This window comes from Mycetohabitans endofungorum (assembly GCF_037477895.1).
Taxonomy (GTDB): domain Bacteria; phylum Pseudomonadota; class Gammaproteobacteria; order Burkholderiales; family Burkholderiaceae; genus Mycetohabitans.
Genome location: NZ_CP132745.1, coordinates 30,809 through 52,784 on the forward strand (window position 1 = coordinate 30,809; position 21,976 = coordinate 52,784).

Here is a 21,976-nt window from a genome sequence, read left to right on the forward strand (position 1 = left end):
GAACCGCAATGGCTTGCCTTCGGCTGTTTGTTGCAAGTTTTGGCTTTATCGATGTATTCGTTCAAGACTTGTCGTTTAAGCAGAAATAATGGACTTAAGTGCATTACGATGGGCGCCTTTCAACCAAGCGCTAAGCGACGCGATTCCCTGAATCTTTTATAACGGCTCCTGACAGTTGGGCACAGTGATTGCGGCATGTGAAGCAGTTAACGTCGAGCTGCTGGGTCAGGGAACGGGTGCGTTGCCATAGCCGTATGGCTAAATAAAAGTGATGTCTGGAGAAAAAAAGAAGGAGTACTCCAGTATTGAATCCAATGACGCCGCGCTTGTGCGATGCACTGGCTTGCCCTGTTCTTTTTAACTGTCTTGCTTGACCGACTGTAATGCCAATCCGCGCAGCCTCACGCGCGCTATGCCCAGTGTTTTCGCTAAAGCTGGCATCAATTGGCCGTGGCGTGATCACTGGTCGGCCAAGTGCCGCGAACGGCGCACTGACGCGTGCCGATGAGTGGCCTTGATCGCCGCAGTGCATGGCTAAGAATTGCACGCGACGTGTCATAAAAGCCGTAGTGGTTCCCGACGAGCAACGATAGGTTCTGATTGCGTCGTCGTATCATTTTGTACGCCTATTAAATATCAGGCTGCTCGGCCGCCTGAATCGGAGCTTTATTATGGATGCTAGCATCACGCCCGTTACCCAGCCGTTATCCAGTGCTCAAACGGAAATCTGGCTTGCGCAGCAGCTGCATCCAGACAGCCCTGTCTACAACATTGCGCAGTACACGGTGATCGAAGGCGAGATTGAGGCGGCCGTCTTTGAAGCGGCATTGCGACAGGTGATCGATGAGGCCGACACTTTGCGCTTGCAATTTGTCGACAGCGATCACGGGCTGCGGCAGAGGATTGGTGCACCCGTATGGTCAATGCCGGCGGTACTGGATCTCACGGCACAAGCCGATCCTGAAGCAGCGGCCCAGGCGTGGATGCAAGCCGATTATCAGCAACCGGTCAATCTGGTGCAGGGACCACTTTTTTGCTATGCGTTGCTGAAAGTGGCGCCCGCGCAATGGATTTGGTATCAGCGCTATCACCATATCATGATGGATGGATATGGTCGGTATCTGATCGCCCAGCGCGTTGCGCACGTATATAGCGCGCTATGCGCGGGAACGGCGCCGGCGGCATGTGATTTTGGTTCGAGCCGACAGCTATTAGAGAGCGATGCGCAATATCAGACCTCCGCCCAGAGGGAAAAGGACGAAGCGTATTGGCTCAAGCACTGCACCAATTGGCCTGAGCCGGCGACGCTGGCAAGCCGCAGTGCCCCTGCTTTACAGCAGCGTCTGCGTCAGACGACTTACCTGTCCACCCAGGCGCTGGGTGACGCCGCGTCGGATGCTCGGCGGCTAGCACAGTTTATGATGGCAGCGATGGCTGTGTATCTTTATCGGTTCACGGGTGAGCAAGACATCGTATTGGGCCTTCCCGTCAAGGCCCGCTTCGGTGCCGACCGGCATATTCCTGGCATGAAATCCAATACATTGCCACTGCAACTCACCATGCGACCAGGGATGGACTTGTCGTCGCTCATGCAGCAGGCCGCGCAGGAGATGCAAAGCGGGCTGCGGCACCAACGCTACCCGAGTGAAGCGCTGCGGCGTCAACTTGAGCTGCCGCCTGGGCAGCGGCTGTTTGGTACCACGGTCAACGTGATGCCGTTTGACCACGATCTGTCGTTTGGTGGGTATTCGTCGACAAACCATAATTTGCTCAATGGTCCGGCTGAGGACCTGATGCTGGGCGTCTATTGGACTCCGGGCAGCCATCAATTACGGATTGACTTTGACGTCAATCCTGCCTGCTATACTGCGCAGGCGCTCGGCGCACATCAGCGTCGGTTTATCCGGTTCATGCAAGTGCTCGCTGCCGATGCCACGCAACCGATTGACAGTATCGATTTGCTCGATGCTGACGAGCGGCATCGGCTACTGGTCGAGTGGAATGCGACGCAGCGGGACTATCCGTCGCACTTATGCACCCACCAGTTGTTTGAGGCGCAGGTCGAGCGCACGCCCGAGGCGCCAGCGCTGGTCTATGAAGATCAAACGTTCAGTTATGCTGAGTTGAACGCACAAGCCAATCGCTTGGCACACCAGTTGATTGAGCTGGGTGTCAAGCCCGATACTCGGGTGGCGATCTGCGTGCAGCGCAGTCCTGCACTGATCGTGGGGCTGCTGGCGATTTTAAAGGCCGGGGGGGCGTATGTGCCGCTCGACCCAGCGTATCCGAGTGAGCGCTTGGCGTATATTCTCGCTGATGCGGCACCGGCGATTGTGCTGGCGGATGCGGCCGGGCGCGCTGCGTTGGACGACGCGGCGTTGGCTGAGTGCACGATGCTCAATCCGGCCACCCTGCCGGCATTGCCGGACACGAATCCATCAGTAGCTGAGCTGACGGCCCGGCATCTGGCGTATGTAATCTATACGTCGGGCTCGACCGGCACCCCGAAGGGCGTGATGGTCGAGCATCGGGGCGTGGTGAACCTTGCTCTGGCGCAGATTGCTTGTTTTGGGGTGCAGCCAACCAGCCGCATTTTGCAGTTTGTCTCGTTCAGTTTCGATGTAAGCGCCTCCGACATTTTTACAGCTTTAGGTTGCGGGGCAAGCTTGTATCTGTCTCCTGAGAGGGCTCGGCATGATCGAAACGGATTATGGAACTATTTGATCAGACATCAGATCACGCATGCCGCCTTACCCCCTGCGCTGCTTCAACATGGCGAGGGACTGCCCAACCTGCATACACCTTTAACCCTGATTTTGGGAGGGGAAGCGCCCAGTGCAACGTTAGTTCGAGACTTGGCTGATCAAGGCACGGTCTTTAATGCCTACGGCCCCACGGAAACGACCGTTTGTGCCACAGCATGGCGTGGTGCACGTGACTTTAACGGTGAGGTCCCGATTGGCCGGCCGATTGCGAACACAAGGATTTATCTACTGGACGCGCACGGGCAACCGGTGCCACTGGGTGCGGTCGGTGAATTGTATATTGGTGGTGCCGGGGTGGCACGTGGCTACCTGAACCGCCCGGCGCTAACCGCTGAGCGCTTTGTGCCCGATCCGTTCTCGGCCGAGCCGGATGCCCGGCTGTACAAGACCGGGGATTTAGCGCGTTATCGACCGGACGGCAATCTGGAGTTTGTGGGGCGTAACGATGAGCAAGTCAAGATCCGCGGTTTCCGCATTGAGCCGGGTGAGATTGCAGCGTGCTTAACGGCGCACCCGCAGGTGCGTGATGCGGTGGTGCTGGCAACCGGTGAGGGCTCGGCTAAGCGGCTCGTGGCGTATGTGCAGGCCGAAGCGGACGAGCCACTGGCGAGCACCTTGCGCGCACAGGTGGCGGCGAGTCTGCCCGAGTATATGGTGCCCAGTGCGTTTGTGCGGCTTGATGCGTGGCCCTTGACGCCCAACGGTAAGCTGGATCGGCGTGCGCTGCCCGCACCGGATGACGCGGCGCTCGCGCATCAAGCATATGAAGCGCCGCAAGGCGAGCTGGAGGCGACACTCGCGGCGATCTGGGTCGAGCTATTGGGTGTCGAACATGTGGGTCGGCACGACAGCTTCTTTGCGCTCGGGGGCCACTCGCTGCTGGCGGTGCGGTTGATGAACCGGGTGAGAATGCTAGGTGCCGACGTGCCGCTGACGACCTTGTTTGCGGCGCCCACATTGGCCGCGTTTGCCGCGGCGCTCGACGCCCACTGGCAACACGGCACCGAGATGCTGCCTGAGATCACGCCGGTGTCGCGCGAAGGCAGTTTGCCGCTGTCGTTCGCGCAGCAGCGGCTGTGGTTCCTCGCACAGCTCGATGGGGAGAGCGACACGTATCATATTCCGCTGGCGCTGCATGTGCGCGGGCCGCTTGATCGAGCGGCCTGGCAACAGGCATTGGATGCGCTGTTGGCGCGCCATGAAGCGCTGCGCTCGACGTTTGTGAGTGTCGAGGGTCAGCCACAGGTGCAATTGTTGCCGGCAGACACGGGCGTGCCGCTGCGCTGGCATGATTTGCGTGGGGTGCCGGAGGCGCAGGCGCAACTGGCACGCTTAAGTCACGAAGCCGCGCGCGCGCCATTCGATCTGGCGCAGGGTCCGTTGATCCACGCGTGCGGCATTCAATTGGCCGATGACGAACATGTGGTGCTGCTCACCCAGCACCATATTGTGTCGGATGGCTGGTCAATCGGGGTGCTGGTGCGCGAGTTGAGCGCGCTGTACGCGGCGAGCGTCGGGGCGCAAGCCGATCCGTTGCCGCCGCTAGTAGTTCAATATCCGGATTATGCGGCGTGGCAGCGACGGTGGCTCACGGGTGAGCGGCTGCAGACGCAAAGCGACTATTGGCGCGCCACACTCACGGACGCACCGGTGCTGCTGGAACTACCGACGGACCGGCCGCGCCCGGCGCAACAGTCATTTGCCGGCGCGCAGGTGCCGGTGCAGATCGATGCATCCACCACGCAAGCGCTCAAGCGCTTAAGCGCGGAGCACGGTACGACGCTATTTATGACGGTGCTCGCCGCGTGGAGTGCGGTACTCGCGCGCCTGTCGGACCAACACGACGTGGTTATCGGCACGCCCAGCGCTAATCGTAACCACCGCCAGATCGAGCCATTGATTGGCTTTTTTGTCAATACGCTGGCGTTGCGCGTGGATTTGTCGGGCGAGCCCGATACGAGCGAATTGCTTGCGCGCGTGCGTCGCACGACGTTGGACGCCCAAGCACATCAGGATCTGCCGTTCGAGCAGGTCGTCGAGATCGTGCAGCCGCCGCGTCGACTCAATCACACGCCGCTGTTCCAGGTGATGTTGGCGTGGCAGAGCAATGAGCCAGGCGAGTGGCGTCTACCTGGGCTCACGGTCACGCCGGCTGAGCTCGATTATGATGTGGCAAAGTTCGATCTCGAGCTGAACGTGTCTGAGGCAGGTGACGAGGTCATCGGCAGCTTAGGGTATGCGACGACGCTATTCGAGCGATCCACGATCGAGCGGCACGTTGGATATCTACAGACGATGTTACGCGCCATGGTGGCTCGCCCACAGCAGCCGGTCGCAACGCTTCAGATACTGGGGCCGGACGAGCGTCAGTTGCTACTGCAGACATGGAATGCGACGCAGCAGGCGTATCCATCGCACTGGTGCGTGCACCAGTTATTTGAGGCGCAGGTCGAGCGCACGCCCGAGGCGACGGCGCTGGTGTTTGAGGACCAAACGTTCAGTTATGCGCAGCTGAACGCACAGGCCAATCGCCTCGCGCACCAGTTGATCGAGTTAGGCGTTAAGCCTGATACCCGGGTGGCAATCTGTGTGCAGCGTAGTGCCGCGCTGCTCGTCGGGGCGCTGGCGATTTTAAAAGCGGGTGGCGCGTATGTACCGCTCGATCCCAGCTATCCAGGCGAGCGCTTGGCGCACATCCTCGCCGATGCGGCACCGGCGATTGTGCTCGCCGATGCGGCCGGGCGCGCTGTGTTGGGCGAGGCGGCGCTCGCGTCCTGCACGGTGCTCGATCCAGCCATCCTGTCGGCGTTGCCGGACACGAATCCGTCGGTAGCCGAGCTGAAGGCTCGGCATCTGGCGTATGTGATCTATACGTCGGGCTCGACCGGTATGCCCAAAGGGGTGATGGTCGAGCATCGGGGCGTGGTGAACCTTGCTCTGGCGCAGATCGCCTGTTTTGGAGTGCAGCCAACCAGCCACATTGTGCAGTTTGCGTCGTTCAGCTTTGATGCAAGTGCATCCGAAATCTTGATGGCCCTTGGCAGCGGTGCAGCGTTGTATCTGCCCCCCGAGGCGGCCCGGCAGGATCGGCAGGCTCTGTGGGACTATTTGGCAAGCCATGCGATTACGCACGCAACTTTACCGCCTGCCCTGCTTCAACATGGCGTAGATTCGGCCAGCCTTGGTCCGTCCTTGACACTGATTTTGGCAGGTGAAGCACCCAGTGCAACGTTGGTTCGAGACTTGGCCGAGCAGGGCACGGTCTTGAATGCCTACGGCCCCACGGAGACGACCGTTTGTGCCACAGCATGGCGTGGTGCACGTGACTTTAATGGTGAGGTCCCGATTGGCCGGCCGATTGCGAATACAAGGATTTATCTACTGGACGCGCACGGCCAGCCAGTGCCACTGGGTGCGGTCGGCGAGTTGTATATTGGTGGCGCCGGGGTCGCACGGGGCTATCTGAACCGCCCGGAGTTGACCGCTGAGCGCTTTGTGCCGGATCCGTTCTCCGATGACGCGGGTGCACGGCTGTATAAGACCGGGGATGTGGCGCGTTATTTACCCGACGGCAATCTAGAATTTTTGGGGCGCAACGATGAGCAAGTGAAGATCCGCGGCTTTCGGATTGAACCGGGTGAGATCGAAGCATGCTTAACGGCGCACCCACAGGTGCGTGATGCGGTGGTGCTGGCAACCGGTGAAGGCCAGAATAAACGTCTGGTCGCGTATGTGGTGGCCGATCCCGATGATGCACTGGCGAGCACGCTGCGCGCGCAGGTGGCGGCGAGGCTGCCTGAGTATATGGTGCCCAGTGCGTTTGTGCGGCTCGATGCGTTTCCGCTGACACCGAACGGCAAGCTCGATCGGCGTGCACTGCCTGAGCCGGACGCTGACGCGCTCGCGCATCAAGCGTATGAAGCGCCGCAAGGCGAATTGGAGACGACGCTCGCGGCGATCTGGGCCAAGCTATTGGGTGTCGAACGTGTGGGTCGGCACGACAGCTTCTTTGCGCTCGGGGGCCACTCGCTGCTCGCGGTGCAGCTCATTGAGCGCTTGCGGCGTCGGGGCTTGAGTGTGTCGGTGCGGCTGCTGTTTGAGGCACCGACGCTCAGTGCATTGGCGCAGACGTTGGGCCAGCACCGTGACGAGGCGGTGCCGCCCAACGCGATCACGCCTGACACGAGTGCGATTACACCATCGATGCTGCCGCTCATTGAGCTGACACAAGCGGACATTGACCAGATTGTCGAGCAGATGCCCGGTGGCGTAGCCAATATCCAGGACATTTATGCGCTGTCGCCACTGCAAGACGGGCTGCTGTTTCACCATCTACTCGCGCGCGACGGCGATCCGTATCTGCTGATCGTGCAGTTGGCTTTCGACAGTCGTGAGCGACTTGACCAGTATCTGCACGCGCTGCAGCAGGTGATCGATCGGCACGATATTTTGCGCACCGCGTTCGTGTGGGAAGGCGTGTCCATGCCCGCGCAAGTGGTATGGCGCCACGCACGGCTGCCGGTCACCGAGCTGACGTTGGACGCCGCTGACGGGCCGATCGCCGAGCAATTGGCGCGGCGCTTTGATCCGCGTCACACGCGGCTGGATCTGACGCAAGCGCCGCTGCTGCACTGTGCGATTGCACAGGACAATAGGGGTCGCTGGCTGCTCACGCAGCGGCTGCACCATTTGATTGGTGATCATTCGACGCTGGAAGTGATGCACGCGGAGGTGCGGGCGTTTATCGACGGACGAGGCGACATGCTGCCGCCGGCGCAGCCGTTTCGCCATCTGGTCGCGCAAGCCAGGCTAGGCGTGAGTCAAGCTGAGCACGAGCGTTTCTTCACTGAGCAGCTTGCGGACATTGAGGAGCCGACCTTGCCGTTTGGGCTCGCGCAGGTACAGCATGATGGCCGTGACGTGAGCGAGTCCCACCGGATGTTGCCGCCGGCGTTGAACGATCGGCTGCGTGCGCAGGCGCGGCGCTGGGGCGTGAGTTTAGCGAGCCTATGCCATCTGGCATGGGCGCAGGTGCTCGCCCGCGCGAGCGGCCAACAACGTGTGGTGTTTGGCACCGTGCTGTTTGGGCGAATGCAAGCGGGTGAAGGTGCCGACAGTGCGATGGGGCTCTTTATCAATACGCTGCCGCTGCGCGTGGACCTGGACGGCAGTGTGCGGACGTGTATGCGGAGCACGCACGCGCGGCTGGCAGCGTTGCTCGAGCATGAGCATGCGTCGCTGGCGCTCGCACAGCGCTGCAGCGGCGTGCTGGCGGACACACCGCTCTTTAGTGCGCTGCTCAATTATCGGCACAATGCAATAGGTTCGAACGAGCGCAGCGGGCTACCGGGTGTGGAACTGTTGAGCGCGCAGGAGCGCACCAATTACCCACTGACACTATCGGTGGAGGACTTTGGGCAGGCGCTGGGGCTGACTGCCCAAAGCGTGCCGTCGCTGGAGTCTGAGCGAGTATGCGCGTATATGCAGCAGGCGCTGCACAGCTTGGCCGACGCGCTCGAGGCGACGCCCGACACCGCAGTGCAGCAGTTGCAGGTGCTGCCCGAGGCCGAGCGCCAGTTGTTGCTGAACACGTGGAATGTGACGCAGCGGGACTATCCGTCGCATTTATGCATCCACCAGCTATTCGAAGCGCAGGTTGAGCGCACGCCTGAGGCGACGGCGCTGGTGTTTGAGGACCAAACGTTCAGCTATGCGCAGCTGAATGCACAAGCCAATCGCTTGGCACACCAGTTGATTGAGCTGGGTGTCAAGCCCGACACCCGGGTGGCGATTTGTGTCGAGCGCTCGCCGGCACTGGTCGCGGGGCTGTTGGCGATTTTAAAGGCCGGCGGCGCCTATGTGCCGCTCGATCCGAGCTATCCGAGTGAGCGCTTGGTGCATATCCTCGCTGATGCGGCACCGAAGATTGTACTCGCGGATGCCGCTGGGCGTGCTGCATTGGGCGAGGCGGTGCTCGCCGAATGCACGGTGCTCGATCCGGCCACCCTGCCAGCGTTGCCGGACACGAATCCGTCGGTAGCCGCGCTGACGGCCCGGCATCTGGCGTATGTGATCTATACGTCGGGCTCGACCGGCACGCCCAAGGGCGTGATGGTCGAACATGCGCAAGTGGTGCGGCTGTTCGAGGCGACGCAACCATGGTATGACTTTAACGAACATGATACTTGGTGCCTGTTTCACTCGTTTGCGTTCGATTTCTCTGTCTGGGAGCTGTGGGGTGCACTGCGTTATGGCGGCAAACTGGTCATCGTGCCTCATTCCATTGCTCGCTCTGCCGACGCTTTTTACCAGTTGATCTGTGAGCAGGGTGTCACCGTCTTAAATCAGACCCCCAGTGCGTTTAAGGCGTTGATGGCCAGCCTCGCACACCGCGCCTTGTCAGATCAATTGCGCTATGTGATCTTGGGCGGGGAGGCGCTGGAGCCGACGCTCTTACAGGCGTGGTATGCGACGCACGACGAGCGTCATCCGCAATTAGTGAACATGTATGGGATTACCGAAGCGACCGTGCATGTGACGTATCGGCCGCTTCGGCAGCAAGATAGCGAGCAAGCGGGCAGTCCGGTGGGCATACGGATTCCGGATCTGACGATTTATCTGCTCGATGCGCACGGCCAGCCAGTGCCACTGGGTGCGGTCGGTGAACTGTACATCGGTGGCGCAGGCGTCGCACGCGGCTATCTGAACCGCCCGGCGTTGACCGCCGAGCGCTTTGTGCCCCATCCATTCTCAGATGAAGCGGATGTGCGGCTGTATAAGAGCGGGGATGTGGCGCGTTATTTACCGGACGGCAATCTGGAGTATTTGGGTCGCAACGATGAGCAAGTGAAGATCCGCGGCTTTCGCATTGAGCCGGGTGAGATTGCAGCGTGCTTAACGGCGCACCCGCAGGTGCGTGATGCGGTGGTGCTGGCAACCGGTGAGGGCACGGCTAAGCGGCTGGTTGCGTATGTGCAAGCCGAAGCGGACGAGCAACTGGCGAGCACCTTGCGCGCACAGGTGGCGGCGAGCCTGCCTGAGTATATGGTACCCAGCGCGTTTGTGCGGCTCGATGCGTTTCCGCTGACACCGAACGGCAAGCTTGATCGGCGTGCACTGCCGGCACCGGATGACGCGGCGCTGGCGCATCAAGCGTATGAAGCGCCGCAAGGCGAATTGGAGACGACGCTCGCGGCGATCTGGGCCGAGCTATTAGGTATCGAACGTGTGGGCCGGCACGACAGCTTCTTTGCGCTCGGGGGCCACTCGCTGCTGGCAGTACGGTTGATGAACCGGGTCAGAGGGCTGGGTGCTGACGTGCCGCTGGCGACCTTGTTCGCGGCGCCCACATTGGCCGCGTTTGCCGCGGCGCTCGACGCCCACTGGCAACACGGCACCGAGATGCTGCCCGAGATCACGCCGGTGTCGCGCGAAGGCAGTTTGCCGCTGTCGTTTGCGCAGCAGCGGCTGTGGTTCCTCGCACAGCTTGATGGGGAGAGCGACACGTATCATATTCCGCTGGCGCTGCATGTGCGCGGGCCGCTTGATCGAGCGGCCTGGCAACAGACATTGGATGCGCTGTTGGCGCGCCATGAAGCGCTGCGCTCGACGTTTGTCAGTGTCGAGGGTCAGCCACAGGTGCAATTGCTGCCGGCAGACACGGGCGTGCCGCTGCGTTGGCATGATTTGCGTGGGGTACCGCACGCGGATGCGGAACTGGCACGCTTGCGTCACGAAGCCGCGCGCGCACCGTTCGATCTGGCGCAGGGCCCATTGATCCACGCATGCGGCATTCAAGTGGCCGATGACGAGTACGTGATGTTACTCGTGCAGCACCATATTGTGTCGGACGGCTGGTCGATCGGAGTGCTCGCGCGCGAGTTAAGTGCACTGTACGCGGCGAGCGTCGGGGCGCAAGCCGATCCGTTGCCGCCGCTAGTAGTTCAATATCCGGACTATGCGGCGTGGCAACGGCAGTGGCTCACGGGTGAGCGGCTGCAGACGCAAAGCGACTATTGGCGCGCCACACTCACGGACGCACCGGTGCTGCTGGAACTACCGACGGACCGGCCGCGCCCGACGCAACAGTCATTTGCCGGCGCGCAGGTGCCGGTGCAGATCGATGCATCCACCACGCAAGCACTCAAGCGCTTAAGCGCGGAGCACGGTACGACGCTATTTATGACGGTGCTCGCCGCATGGAGTGCGGTACTCGCTCGCCTGTCGGGTCAATGTGATGTGGTCATTGGCACGCCCAGCGCTAATCGTCACCACCCGCAGATCGAGCCGTTGATTGGTTTTTTTGTCAATACGCTGGCGTTGCGCGTGGATCTGTCGGGCGAACCTGATATCGCCCAGCTGCTCGCGCGCGTGCGTCGCACGACGCTGGACGCGCAAGCACACCAGGATCTGCCGTTCGAGCAGGTCGTCGAGATCGTGCAGCCGCCGCGCCGATTGGATCATACGCCGCTGTTTCAGGTGATGTTCGCATGGCAGAACAATGAGCCAGGCGAGTGGCGCCTACCCGGGCTCACGGTCACGCCAGCTGAGCTGGAGTATGACGCAGTGAAGTTCGATCTTGAGCTGAACTTGTCTGAGGCAGGTGAGGAGATCATCGGCAGCTTAGGATATGCGACGGCGCTGTTCGAGCGATCCACGATCGAGCGGCACGTCGGGTATCTGCAGACGATGTTGCAAACGATGGTGGCTCGCCCACAGCAGCCGGTCGCAACGCTTCAGATACTGGGGCCGGACGAGCGTCAGTTGCTACTGCAGACATGGAATGCGACGCAGCAGACGTATCCGGTACATCGGTGCGTGCACCAGCTATTCGAAGCGCAGGTTGAGCGCACGCCTGAGGCGACGGCGCTGGTGTTTGAGGATCAAACGTTCAGTTATGCGCAGCTGAACGCACAGGCCAATCGCTTGGCACACCAGCTGATTGAGTGGGGTGTCAGGCCAGACACCCGGGTGGCGATTTGTGTCGAGCGCTCGCCGGCACTGGTCGCGGGGCTGTTGGCGATTTTAAAGGCCGGCGGCGCCTATGTGCCGCTCGATCCGAGCTATCCGAGTGAGCGCTTGGTGCATATCCTCGCTGATGCGGCACCGAAGATTGTACTCGCGGATGCCGCTGGGCGTGCTGCATTGGGCGAGGCGGTGCTCGCCGAATGCACGGTGCTCGATCCGGCCACCCTGCCAGCGTTGCCGGACACGAATCCGTCGATCGCCGCGCTGACGGTCCGGCATCTGGCGTATGTGATTTATACGTCGGGCTCGACCGGCACGCCCAAGGGCGTGATGGTCGAACATGCGCAAGTGGTGCGGCTGTTCGAGGCGACGCAACCGTGGTATGGCTTTAACGAGCATGATACTTGGTGCCTGTTTCACTCGTTTGCGTTCGATTTCTCGGTCTGGGAGCTGTGGGGCGCACTGCGTTATGGTGGCAAGCTTGTCATCGTGCCCCATTCGATTGCTCGCTCTGCCGACGCTTTTTACCAGTTGATCTGTGAGCAGGGTGTCACCGTCTTAAATCAGACCCCCAGTGCATTTAAGGCATTGATGGCTAGCCAAGCACATAGCGCTTTATCGGATCAATTGCGCTATGTGATCTTAGGCGGGGAGGCGCTGGAGCCGACGCTCTTACAGGCGTGGTATGCGACGCACGACGAGCATCATCCGCAATTGGTCAACATGTATGGGATTACCGAAGCGACCGTGCATGTGACGTATCGGCCGCTTCGGCAGCAAGATAGCGAGCAAGTGGGCAGTCCGGTGGGCACACGGATCCCAGACCTGAAGATTTATCTGCTCGACGCGCACGGCCAGCCAGTGCCACTGGGTGCGGTCGGTGAACTGTACATCGGTGGCGCAGGCGTCGCACGCGGCTATCTGAACCGCCCGGCGTTGACCGCTGAGCGCTTTGTGCCAAATCCATTCTCAGATGAAGCGGATGTGCGGCTGTATAAGAGCGGGGATGTGGCGCGTTATCGACCGGACGGCAATCTGGAGTTCTTGGGCCGTAACGATGAGCAAGTGAAGATCCGCGGCTTTCGGATTGAACCGGGTGAGATCGAAGCGTGCTTAACGGCGCACCCGCAGGTGCGTGATGCGGTGGTGCTGGCGATAGGCGAGGGCTCGGCTAAGCGGCTGGTGGCGTATGTGCAGGCCGAAGCGGACGAGCCACTGGCGAGCACACTGCGCGCACAGGTGGCGGCGAGGCTGCCCGAGTATATGGTGCCCAGTGCATTTGTACGGCTGGACGCATTTCCGCTGACACCCAACGGCAAGCTGGATCGGCGCGCATTACCTGAGCCGGACGTTGACGCGCTGGCGCATCAAGCATATGAAGCGCCGCAAGGCGAACTGGAGACGATGCTGGCGTCGATCTGGGCTGAGCTATTGGGTGTTGAACGTGTGGGGCGGCACGATAGCTTCTTTGCGCTCGGGGGCCACTCGCTGCTGGCGGTGCAGCTCATTGAGCGTCTACGGCGTCAGGGCTTGAGTGTGTCGGTGCGGGCGCTATTTGAGGCACCGACACTCAGTGCGTTGGCGCAGACGTTGGGTCAGTGCCGTGACGTGGTGGTGCCGCCCAACGCGATCACACCTGACACGACTGCGATTACGCCGTCGATGCTGCCGCTCATTGAGCTGACGCAAGCGGACATTGACAAGATCGTCAAGCAAGTACCGCAGGGCGTGGCCAATATCCAGGACATTTATGTGCTGTCGCCGCTGCAAGATGGGCTGTTGTTTCACCATCTACTCGCGCGCGACGGCGATCCGTATCTGCTGGGGCTGCAGCTGGCCTTTGAGACGCGAGCACGGCTTGACCAATATCTGCACGCGCTGCAGCAGGTGATCGATCGCCACGATATTTTGCGTACCGCGTTCGTGTGGGAAGGTGTGTCCATGCCCGCGCAAGTGGTATGGCGCCACGCGCGGTTGCCGGTCACCGAGCTGACGTTGGACGCCGCTGATGGGCCGATCGCCGAGCAATTGGCACGGCGCTTTGATCCGCGTCACACGCGCCTGGATCTGACGCAAGCGCCGCTGCTGCACTGTGCAATCGCACAAGACAATGAGGGTCGCTGGCTACTCATGCAGCGGCTGCACCATTTGATTGGCGATCATTCGACGCTGGAAGTGATGCACGCGGAGGTGCGGGCGTTCATCGACGGACGAGGCGACATGCTGCCGCCGGCGCAGCCGTTTCGCCATCTGGTCGCGCAAGCCAGGCTAGGCGTGAGTCAAGCTGAGCACGAGCGTTTCTTCACTGAGCAGCTTGCGGACATTGAGGAGCCGACCTTGCCGTTTGGGCTCGCGCAGGTACAGCATGACGGTCGTGATGTGAGCGAGGCACACCGGATGTTGCCGCCGGCGTTGAACGATCGGCTGCGTGCGCAGGCGCGGCGCTGGGGCGTGAGCTTAGCGAGCCTATGCCATCTGGCATGGGCGCAGGTGCTTGCCCGCGCGAGCGGCCAACCGCGTGTGGTGTTTGGCACCGTGCTGTTCGGGCGGATGCAAGCCGGTAGCGGGGCCGATCGTGCGATGGGGCTTTTTATTAATACGCTGCCGCTGCGTGTGGACCTGGACGGCAGTGTTCAGGCCACCGTGCATGCGACGCACGCGCGGCTGGCGGCGTTGCTCGAGCATGAGCACGCGTCGCTGGCGCTCGCGCAGCGCTGCAGCGGCGTGCCGGCTGGCACGCCGCTCTTTAGTGCGCTGCTCAATTATCGGCACAATGCGATAGATTCAAGCGAGTGCAGCGAGCTACCGGGTGTGGAACTGTTGAGTGCGCAGGAGCGCACCAATTACCCAGTCGGGCTGTCGGTGGACGATGATGGGCAATCGCTGGGGCTAACGGCCCAGAGCGTGCCGTCGCTGGAGCCCGAGCGAGTGTGCGCGTATATGCAGCAGGCGCTGCACAGTTTGGCCGACGCGCTCGAGGCGGCACCCGACACTCCAGTGCAGCAGCTGCAGATGCTGCCCGAGGCCGAGCGCCAGTTATTGCTTAACACGTGGAATGCGACGCAGCGGGACTATCCGTCGCATTTATGCATCCACCAGCTATTCGAAGCGCAGGTGAAGCGCACGCCCGAGGCGCCAGCGCTGGTCTATGAAGATCAAACGTTCAGTTATGTTGAATTGAACGCACAGTCCAATCGCCTCGCGCACCAGTTGATCGAGTTAGGCGTCAAGCCCGATGCGTGCGTGGCAATCTGCGTGCAGCGCAGTCCCGCGCTGCTCGTCGGGGCGCTGGCGATTTTGAAAGCGGGTGGCGTGTATGTGCCGTTGGATCCCCGCTATCCGAGTGAGCGCTTGATGCATATCCTCGCCGATGCGGCACCCAGCATTGTGCTCGCGGATGCCGCTGGGCGCGCTGCGTTGGGCGAGGCGGTGCTGGCCGAGTGCACGGTACTCGATCCGGCCACCCTGCCGGCATTGCCGGACACGAATCCGTCGGTAGCCGCGCTGACGGCCCGGCATCTAGCGTATGTGATCTATACGTCGGGCTCGACCGGTACTCCGAAGGGCGTGATGGTCGAGCATCGGGGCGTGGTAAACCTTGCTCTGGCGCAGATCGCCTGTTTTGGGGTGCAGCCAACCAGCCGCATTGCGCAGTTTGCGTCGTTCAACTTTGATGCGAGTGCATCCGAAATCTTTATGGCCTTTGGCAGTGGTGCAGCGTTGTATCTGCCCCCCGAGGCGGCTCGGCAGGATCGGCAGGCTCTGTGGGATTATTTGGCAAGCCATGCGATTACGCACGCGACTTTACCGCCTGCCCTGCTTCAACATGGCGCAGATTTGTCTAGCTTTAGTGCGTCTTTGACGCTGATTCTGGCAGGTGAAGCGCCCAGTGCAATGTTGGTTCGAGACTTGGCCGAGCAGGGCACGGTCTTGAATGCCTACGGCCCCACGGAGACAACCGTTTGTGCCACAGCATGGCGTGGTGCACGTGACTTTAACGGTGAGGTCCCGATTGGCCGGCCGATTGCGAACACAAGGATTTATCTGCTGGACGCGCATGGCCAGCCGGTGCCACTGGGTGCGGTCGGCGAGCTGTACATTGGTGGCGCGGGGGTGGCACGCGGCTATCTGAACCGCCCGGCGCTGACCGCCGAGCGCTTTGTGCCCGATCCGTTCTCCGATGACGCGGGTGCACGGCTGTATAAGACCGGGGATGTGGCGCGGTATTTACCGGACGGCAATCTGCAGTTTTTGGGTCGCAACGATGACCAAGTGAAGATCCGCGGCTTTCGGATTGAACCGGGGGAGATCGAAGCGTGTTTAACGGCGCACCCGCAGGTGCGCGACGCGGTGGTGCTGGCAACCGGTGAGGGCACGGCTAAGCGGCTGGTGGCGTATGTGCAGGCCGAAGCGGACGAGCACCTGGCGAGCACCTTGCGCGCACAGGTGGCGGCGAGCCTGCCTGAGTATATGGTACCCAGCGCGTTTGTGCGGCTCGATGCGTGGCCCTTGACGCCCAACGGTAAGCTGGATCGGCGTGAGCTGCCCGCACCGGATGACGCGGCGCTCGCGCATCAAGCATATGAAGCGCCGCAAGGCGAGCTTGAGGCGACGCTCGCGGCGATTTGGTCGGAGCTATTGGGTGTCGAACGTGTGGGCCGGCACGACAGCTTCTTTGCGCTCGGGGGCCACTCGCTGCTCGCGGTGCGGTTGATGAACCGGGTGAGAATGCTAGGTGCCGACGTGCCGTTGGCGACCTTGTTCGCGACGCCCACGTTGGCCGCGTTTGCCGCGGCGCTCGACGCCCACTGGCAACACGGCACCGAGATGCTGCCCGAGATCACGCCGGTGTCGCGCGAAGGCAGTTTGCCGCTGTCGTTTGCGCAGCAGCGGCTGTGGTTCCTCGCACAGCTTGATGGGGAGAGCGACACGTATCATATTCCGCTGGCGCTGCATGTGCGCGGGCCGCTTGATCGAGCGGCCTGGCAACAGGCATTGGATGCGCTGTTGGCGCGCCATGAAGCGCTGCGCTCGACGTTTGTCAGTGTCGAGGGTCAGCCACAGGTGCAATTGCTGCCGGCAGACACGGGCGTGCCGCTGCGTTGGCATGATTTGCGTGGGGTACCGCACGCGGATGCGGAACTGGCACGCTTGCGTCACGAAGCCGCGCGCGCACCGTTCGATCTGGCGCAGGGCCCATTGATCCACGCATGCGGCATTCAAGTGGCCGACGACGAGTACGTGATGTTACTCGTGCAGCACCATATTGTGTCGGACGGCTGGTCAATCGGGGTGCTCGCGCGCGAGTTAAGTGCACTGTACGCGGCGAGCGTCGGGGCGCAAGCCGATCCGCTGCCGCCGCTAGTAGTTCAATATCCGGACTATGCGGCGTGGCAACGGCAGTGGCTCACGGGCGAGCGGCTGCAGGCGCAAAGCGACTACTGGCGCGCGACGCTGGCCGACGCACCTGTGCTGCTGGAATTGCCGACCGACCGGCCGCGCCCGACGCAACAGTCATTTGCCGGCGCGCAAGTGCCGGTGCAGATCGATGCATCCACCACGCAAGCGCTCAAGCGCTTAAGCCGGGAGCACGGCACGACGCTGTTCATGACAGTGCTCGCCGCGTGGAGCGCGGTACTCGCGCGCCTGTCAGGCCAGTGTGATGTGGTCATCGGCACGCCGAGCGCTCATCGTCACCACCGCCAGATCGAGCCGTTGATTGGTTTTTTTGTCAATACGTTGGCGTTGCGCGTGGATTTGTCGGGCGAACCTGATACCGCCCAGCTGCTCGCGCGCGTGCGGCGCACGACGCTGGATGCGCAAGCACACCAGGATTTGCCGTTTGAGCAAGTAGTCGAGATCGTGCAGCCGCCGCGTCGGCTCGATCACACGCCGCTGTTTCAGGTGATGCTGGCGTGGCAGAGCAATGAGCCAGGCGAGTGGCGTCTACCTGGGCTCACGGCCATGCCGGCTGAGCTGGAGTATGACATAGCCAAGTTCGATCTCGAACTGGACTTGTCTGAGGCAGGTGACGAGATTATCGGCAGCTTAGGGTATGCGACGGCGCTGTTTGATCGATCCACGATCGAGCGGCACGTCGGGTATCTGCAGACGATGTTGCAAACGATGGTGGCTCGCCCACAGCAGCCGGTCGCAACGCTTCAGATACTGGGGCCGGACGAGCGTCAGTTGCTACTGCAGACATGGAATGCGACGCAGCAGGCGTATCCGGCACATCGGTGCGTGCACCAGCTATTCGAAGCGCAGGTTGAGCGCACGCCTGAGGCGACGGCGCTGGTGTTTGAGGATCAAACGTTCAGTTATGCGCAGCTGAATGCACAGGCCAATCGCTTGGCACACCAGCTGATTGAGTGGGGTGTCAGGCCAGACACCCGGGTGGCAATTTGTGTCGAGCGCTCGCCGGCGCTGGTCGTGGGGCTGCTGGCGATTTTAAAAGCGGGTGGCGCGTATGTGCCGCTCGATCCCAGCTATCCAGGCGAGCGCTTGGCGCACATCCTCGCCGATGCGGCACCGAAGATTGTGCTCGCCGATGCGTCCGGGCGCGCTGCGTTGGGCGACGCGGCGCTGGCCGAATGTACGGTGCTCGATCCGGCCACCGTGCCGGCGTTGCCGGACACGAATCCGTCGGTGGTGGGCCTAACGGCCCGGCATCTGGCATATGTGATTTATACGTCGGGCTCCACCGGTACCCCGAAGGGCGTGATGGTCGAGCATCGGGGCGTGGTGAACCTTGCTCTGGCACAGATCGCCTGTTTTGGGGTGCAGCCAACCAGCCGCATTGTGCAGTTTGCATCGTTCAGCTTTGATGCGAGTGCATCTGAAATCTTGATGGCCTTCGGCAGCGGTGCAGCGTTGTATCTGCCCCCCGAGATGGCCCGGCAGGATCGGCAGGCTCTGTGGGACTATTTGGCAAGCCATGCGATTACGCACGCGACTTTACCGCCTGCCCTGCTTCAACATGGCGCAGATTTGTCTAGCTTTAGTGCGTCTTTGACGCTGATTCTGGCAGGTGAAGCGCCCAGTGCAACGTTGGTTCGAGACTTGGCCGGCCAGGGCACGGTCTTGAATGCCTACGGCCCCACGGAGACAACCGTTTGTGCCACAGCATGGCGTGGTACACGTGACTTCAGCGGTGAAGTACCGATTGGCCGGCCGATTGCGAACACAAGGATTTATCTACTGGACGCGCACGGCCAGCCAGTGCCACTGGGTGCGGTCGGTGAGTTGTATATTGGTGGTGCCGGGGTGGCGCGTGGCTATCTGAACCGCCCAGAGTTGACCGCCGAGCGCTTTGTGCCCGATCCGTTCTCCGATGACGAGAGTGCACGACTGTATAAGACTGGTGACTTGGCGCGTTATTTACCGGACGGCAATCTGGAGTATTTGGGTCGCAACGATGAGCAAGTGAAGATTCGCGGCTTTCGGATTGAACCGGGTGAGATCGAAGCGCGCTTAACGGCGCACCCACAGGTGCGTGATGCGGTGGTGCTGGCAACCGGTGAAGGCCAGAATAAACGTCTGGTCGCGTATGTGGTGGCCGATCCCGATGATGCGCTGACGAGCACGCTGCGCGCGCAGGTGGCGGCGAGCCTGCCTGAGTATATGGTACCCAGCGCGTTTGTGCGGCTCGATGCGTTTCCGCTGACACCCAACGGCAAGCTGGATCGGCGTGCACTGCCCGCACCGGATGACGCGGCGCTGGCGCATCAAGCATATGAAGCGCCGCAAGGCGAGCTCGAGGCGACACTCGCGACGATCTGGGTCGAGCTATTGGGTGTCGAACGTGTGGGCCGGCACGACAGCTTCTTTGCACTCGGAGGCCACTCGCTGCTGGCCATGCGCCTGATCAGTCGTGTACGTACAGCGTTAGGGATTGACCTTGCTATTCGCACGCTGTTTGAGGCACCCACTCTCGCAGGCTTAGCACGCCATTTAGTTAAGCATGACAAGATGCAAGGAGACTCGTTTTCCGTTCTGCTTTCTCTTAAGCCCACAGGTAGCCGTCCTGCTCTTTTCTGCATTCATCCCGGATTTGGTTTGAGCTGGAGCTATATGGGACTGTCCAATTACCTTCCCCCGGATCAGCCCCTTTATGGCTTGCAGGCTCGCGGGTTCGATGGAACAAGCCCGCTTGCGTCTACTGTTGACGAGATGGTGTCAGACTATCTTGAACAAGTGCGCCATGTTCAATCCAAAGGGCCTTACTGCTTATTAGGATGGAGTTTTGGTGGCATAGTGGCGCATAGCATGGCTGTTCGACTCGAACAACAAGGCGAAAAAGTGGCGTTGCTAGCGTTACTGGATAGTACTCCTCTTGTGGGCAGTAACATCCTTGCAGAGAAAGAAAATCAACTTGACCAGGCGATGGTTAAAAATGTGTTTGCCTACCATTATGGCAATGAATTAGTCTCGGCGATGGATGAGCATTTATTGGAAAACACTGAGGAAATTGCAAGAAATAATGAGCGTATTGTAAGAGATTATTCTCCATCGCAGTATGGCGGTGATGCGCTATTGTTTCGAGCCACGGTAGCAGAGGCGGGATGTGAACCGCTAGTCACGCCTGATGCGTGGAACCCTTATGTGCGGGGGAATATCGAAATTTTCAATATTAACTGCAGTCATAGCACAATGCTCAAGCCGGAATCGAAGGCCCTCATCGGTCCTGTTCTAGCCCGCAAGCTAAATGAATTGGAGCATCAACAAGCTTAAGGACAGACAAATGCGGTACGATAAACTTTACAGTGCAGAAACGTTCAATAACCTTAAGCGCGAATTTGATCGCGTTAACCGATAATGGTCATGGTTAGCTTGCCCGATAATGACAGTGCAGCACACGAGCTGAACGATGTGTTGCAATGGTTCGACGCGGACCGCGGCGAATTCGTGTGGCTTGAGCAGCTGATTGCGCAGCACCAGCCGCGTTTTTTGCAAGCAACCGGTTCAAACCGGGTGGTGCGCATGCCGATGCCGAAACGACGTTCTCGATGGTCGATCTTCCTGAGACAACGGCGTTGCCTGACGAACACGCCGTACACTTGCTTGCCGACGTGTTCAGTCGCGTCATGCCGGTCGCATCGCCGACCTTCGTCGGACACATGACCTCATCGCTACCGTCGTTTTTACCGTCGCTCGCGAAGGTGCTGACCGCGCTAAACCAAAATGTCGTGAAGCTAGAAACCTCTGCTGCGATGACGGCGCTTGAGCGCCAGGTCATCGGGATGCTGCACAAGCTGGTTTTTGGTCAGGACGATGCATTTTATCGAAGATGGCTGCATAGCGGCGATCATGCGCTCGGTGGATTCTGCTCGGGCGGCACGGTGGCCAATCTCACCGCGCTATGGGCGAGCCGCAATAATCTACTGCGTCCCCGAGCTGGCTTTGCCGGGGTCAACCGTGTCGGGCTCATGCAGGCGCTTCGCCATTACGGCTACGACGGGCTCGCTATTCTTGTATCGGAGCGCGGGCACTATTCGTTGCGCAAGGCCGCGGATGTGCTTGAGATCGGTTGCGATTACCTGATCCGAATTCCTGTGGATGCAGCGGACCGAATCCGCATTGACGCATTGCGCGCGGTCGTGTGTGACCTGCAGCGCCGCAAAATTAACACTATGAACTCGTCGTTCGCTACTGTGTCCCGAAGATCCCGCCTGGGTGACACAGTATCAGAAACACCGCACGTCCTATGGGCAAGTTAACTGAAAAGACATTGCCAAATATATCAGCAAGCATTATTTGAACTATTTTTGTTTGATCTAGTAAAGATCATTTTAATAGCCGGGCAGTTATATGTGCCGAAATGAGATTAGGCAGCCGCTCTGCCGTGCGTAACGGTGTGCCTTGCAGCCCAATTTTAGGACCGGGTGGAACGCTTCAGTTTTTTCATCGTAAGGCATACCCGTCGAGTCTTTCGACAGCCTGCTTGCGAGACGTGACAGGCAAATGGGTGGCTGGCTTCAGTTTAATGCGCTTACTGTGGGTGCTGCTCGTTCAAGGGCGTGAATCTCTGTCAACGCCAGGGCGGGATACCGACGATGCTTGTCCATTGGCGGTAGTACGGTCATGCGCGGCGATATCGAAGTTTCAATGGTATCCGCTTAGCCTTACCCTTCTGGTCATGAACGGTGACCTAGACACGCCATTAAACCATACTTCATCCATCTCGTATGGCGATCATGTGGTCTTTGGTTGCAAATTTTAATGTATTGTTTCATTCGTTCAAG

The 21,976-nt window shown here is 60.5% G+C and carries 2 protein-coding genes; both read left to right on the forward strand.

Translation table 11 applies throughout. The features are described 5' to 3' along the window. The first annotated feature begins 671 nt into the window (after positions 1-671). The gene (locus RA167_RS12525) at positions 672-20,465 is read left to right on the forward strand and encodes a non-ribosomal peptide synthase/polyketide synthase (RefSeq protein ID WP_076787938.1); all 19,794 of its coding nucleotides are present in this window, start codon (positions 672-674) and stop codon (positions 20,463-20,465) included. A gap of 275 nt (positions 20,466-20,740) precedes the next feature. Then, positions 20,741-21,451 (forward strand): pyridoxal-dependent decarboxylase, encoded by a 711-nt coding sequence (locus RA167_RS12530; RefSeq protein ID WP_076787943.1) that lies wholly within the window; start codon positions 20,741-20,743, stop codon positions 21,449-21,451. The last annotated feature ends 525 nt before the right edge of the window (positions 21,452-21,976 follow it).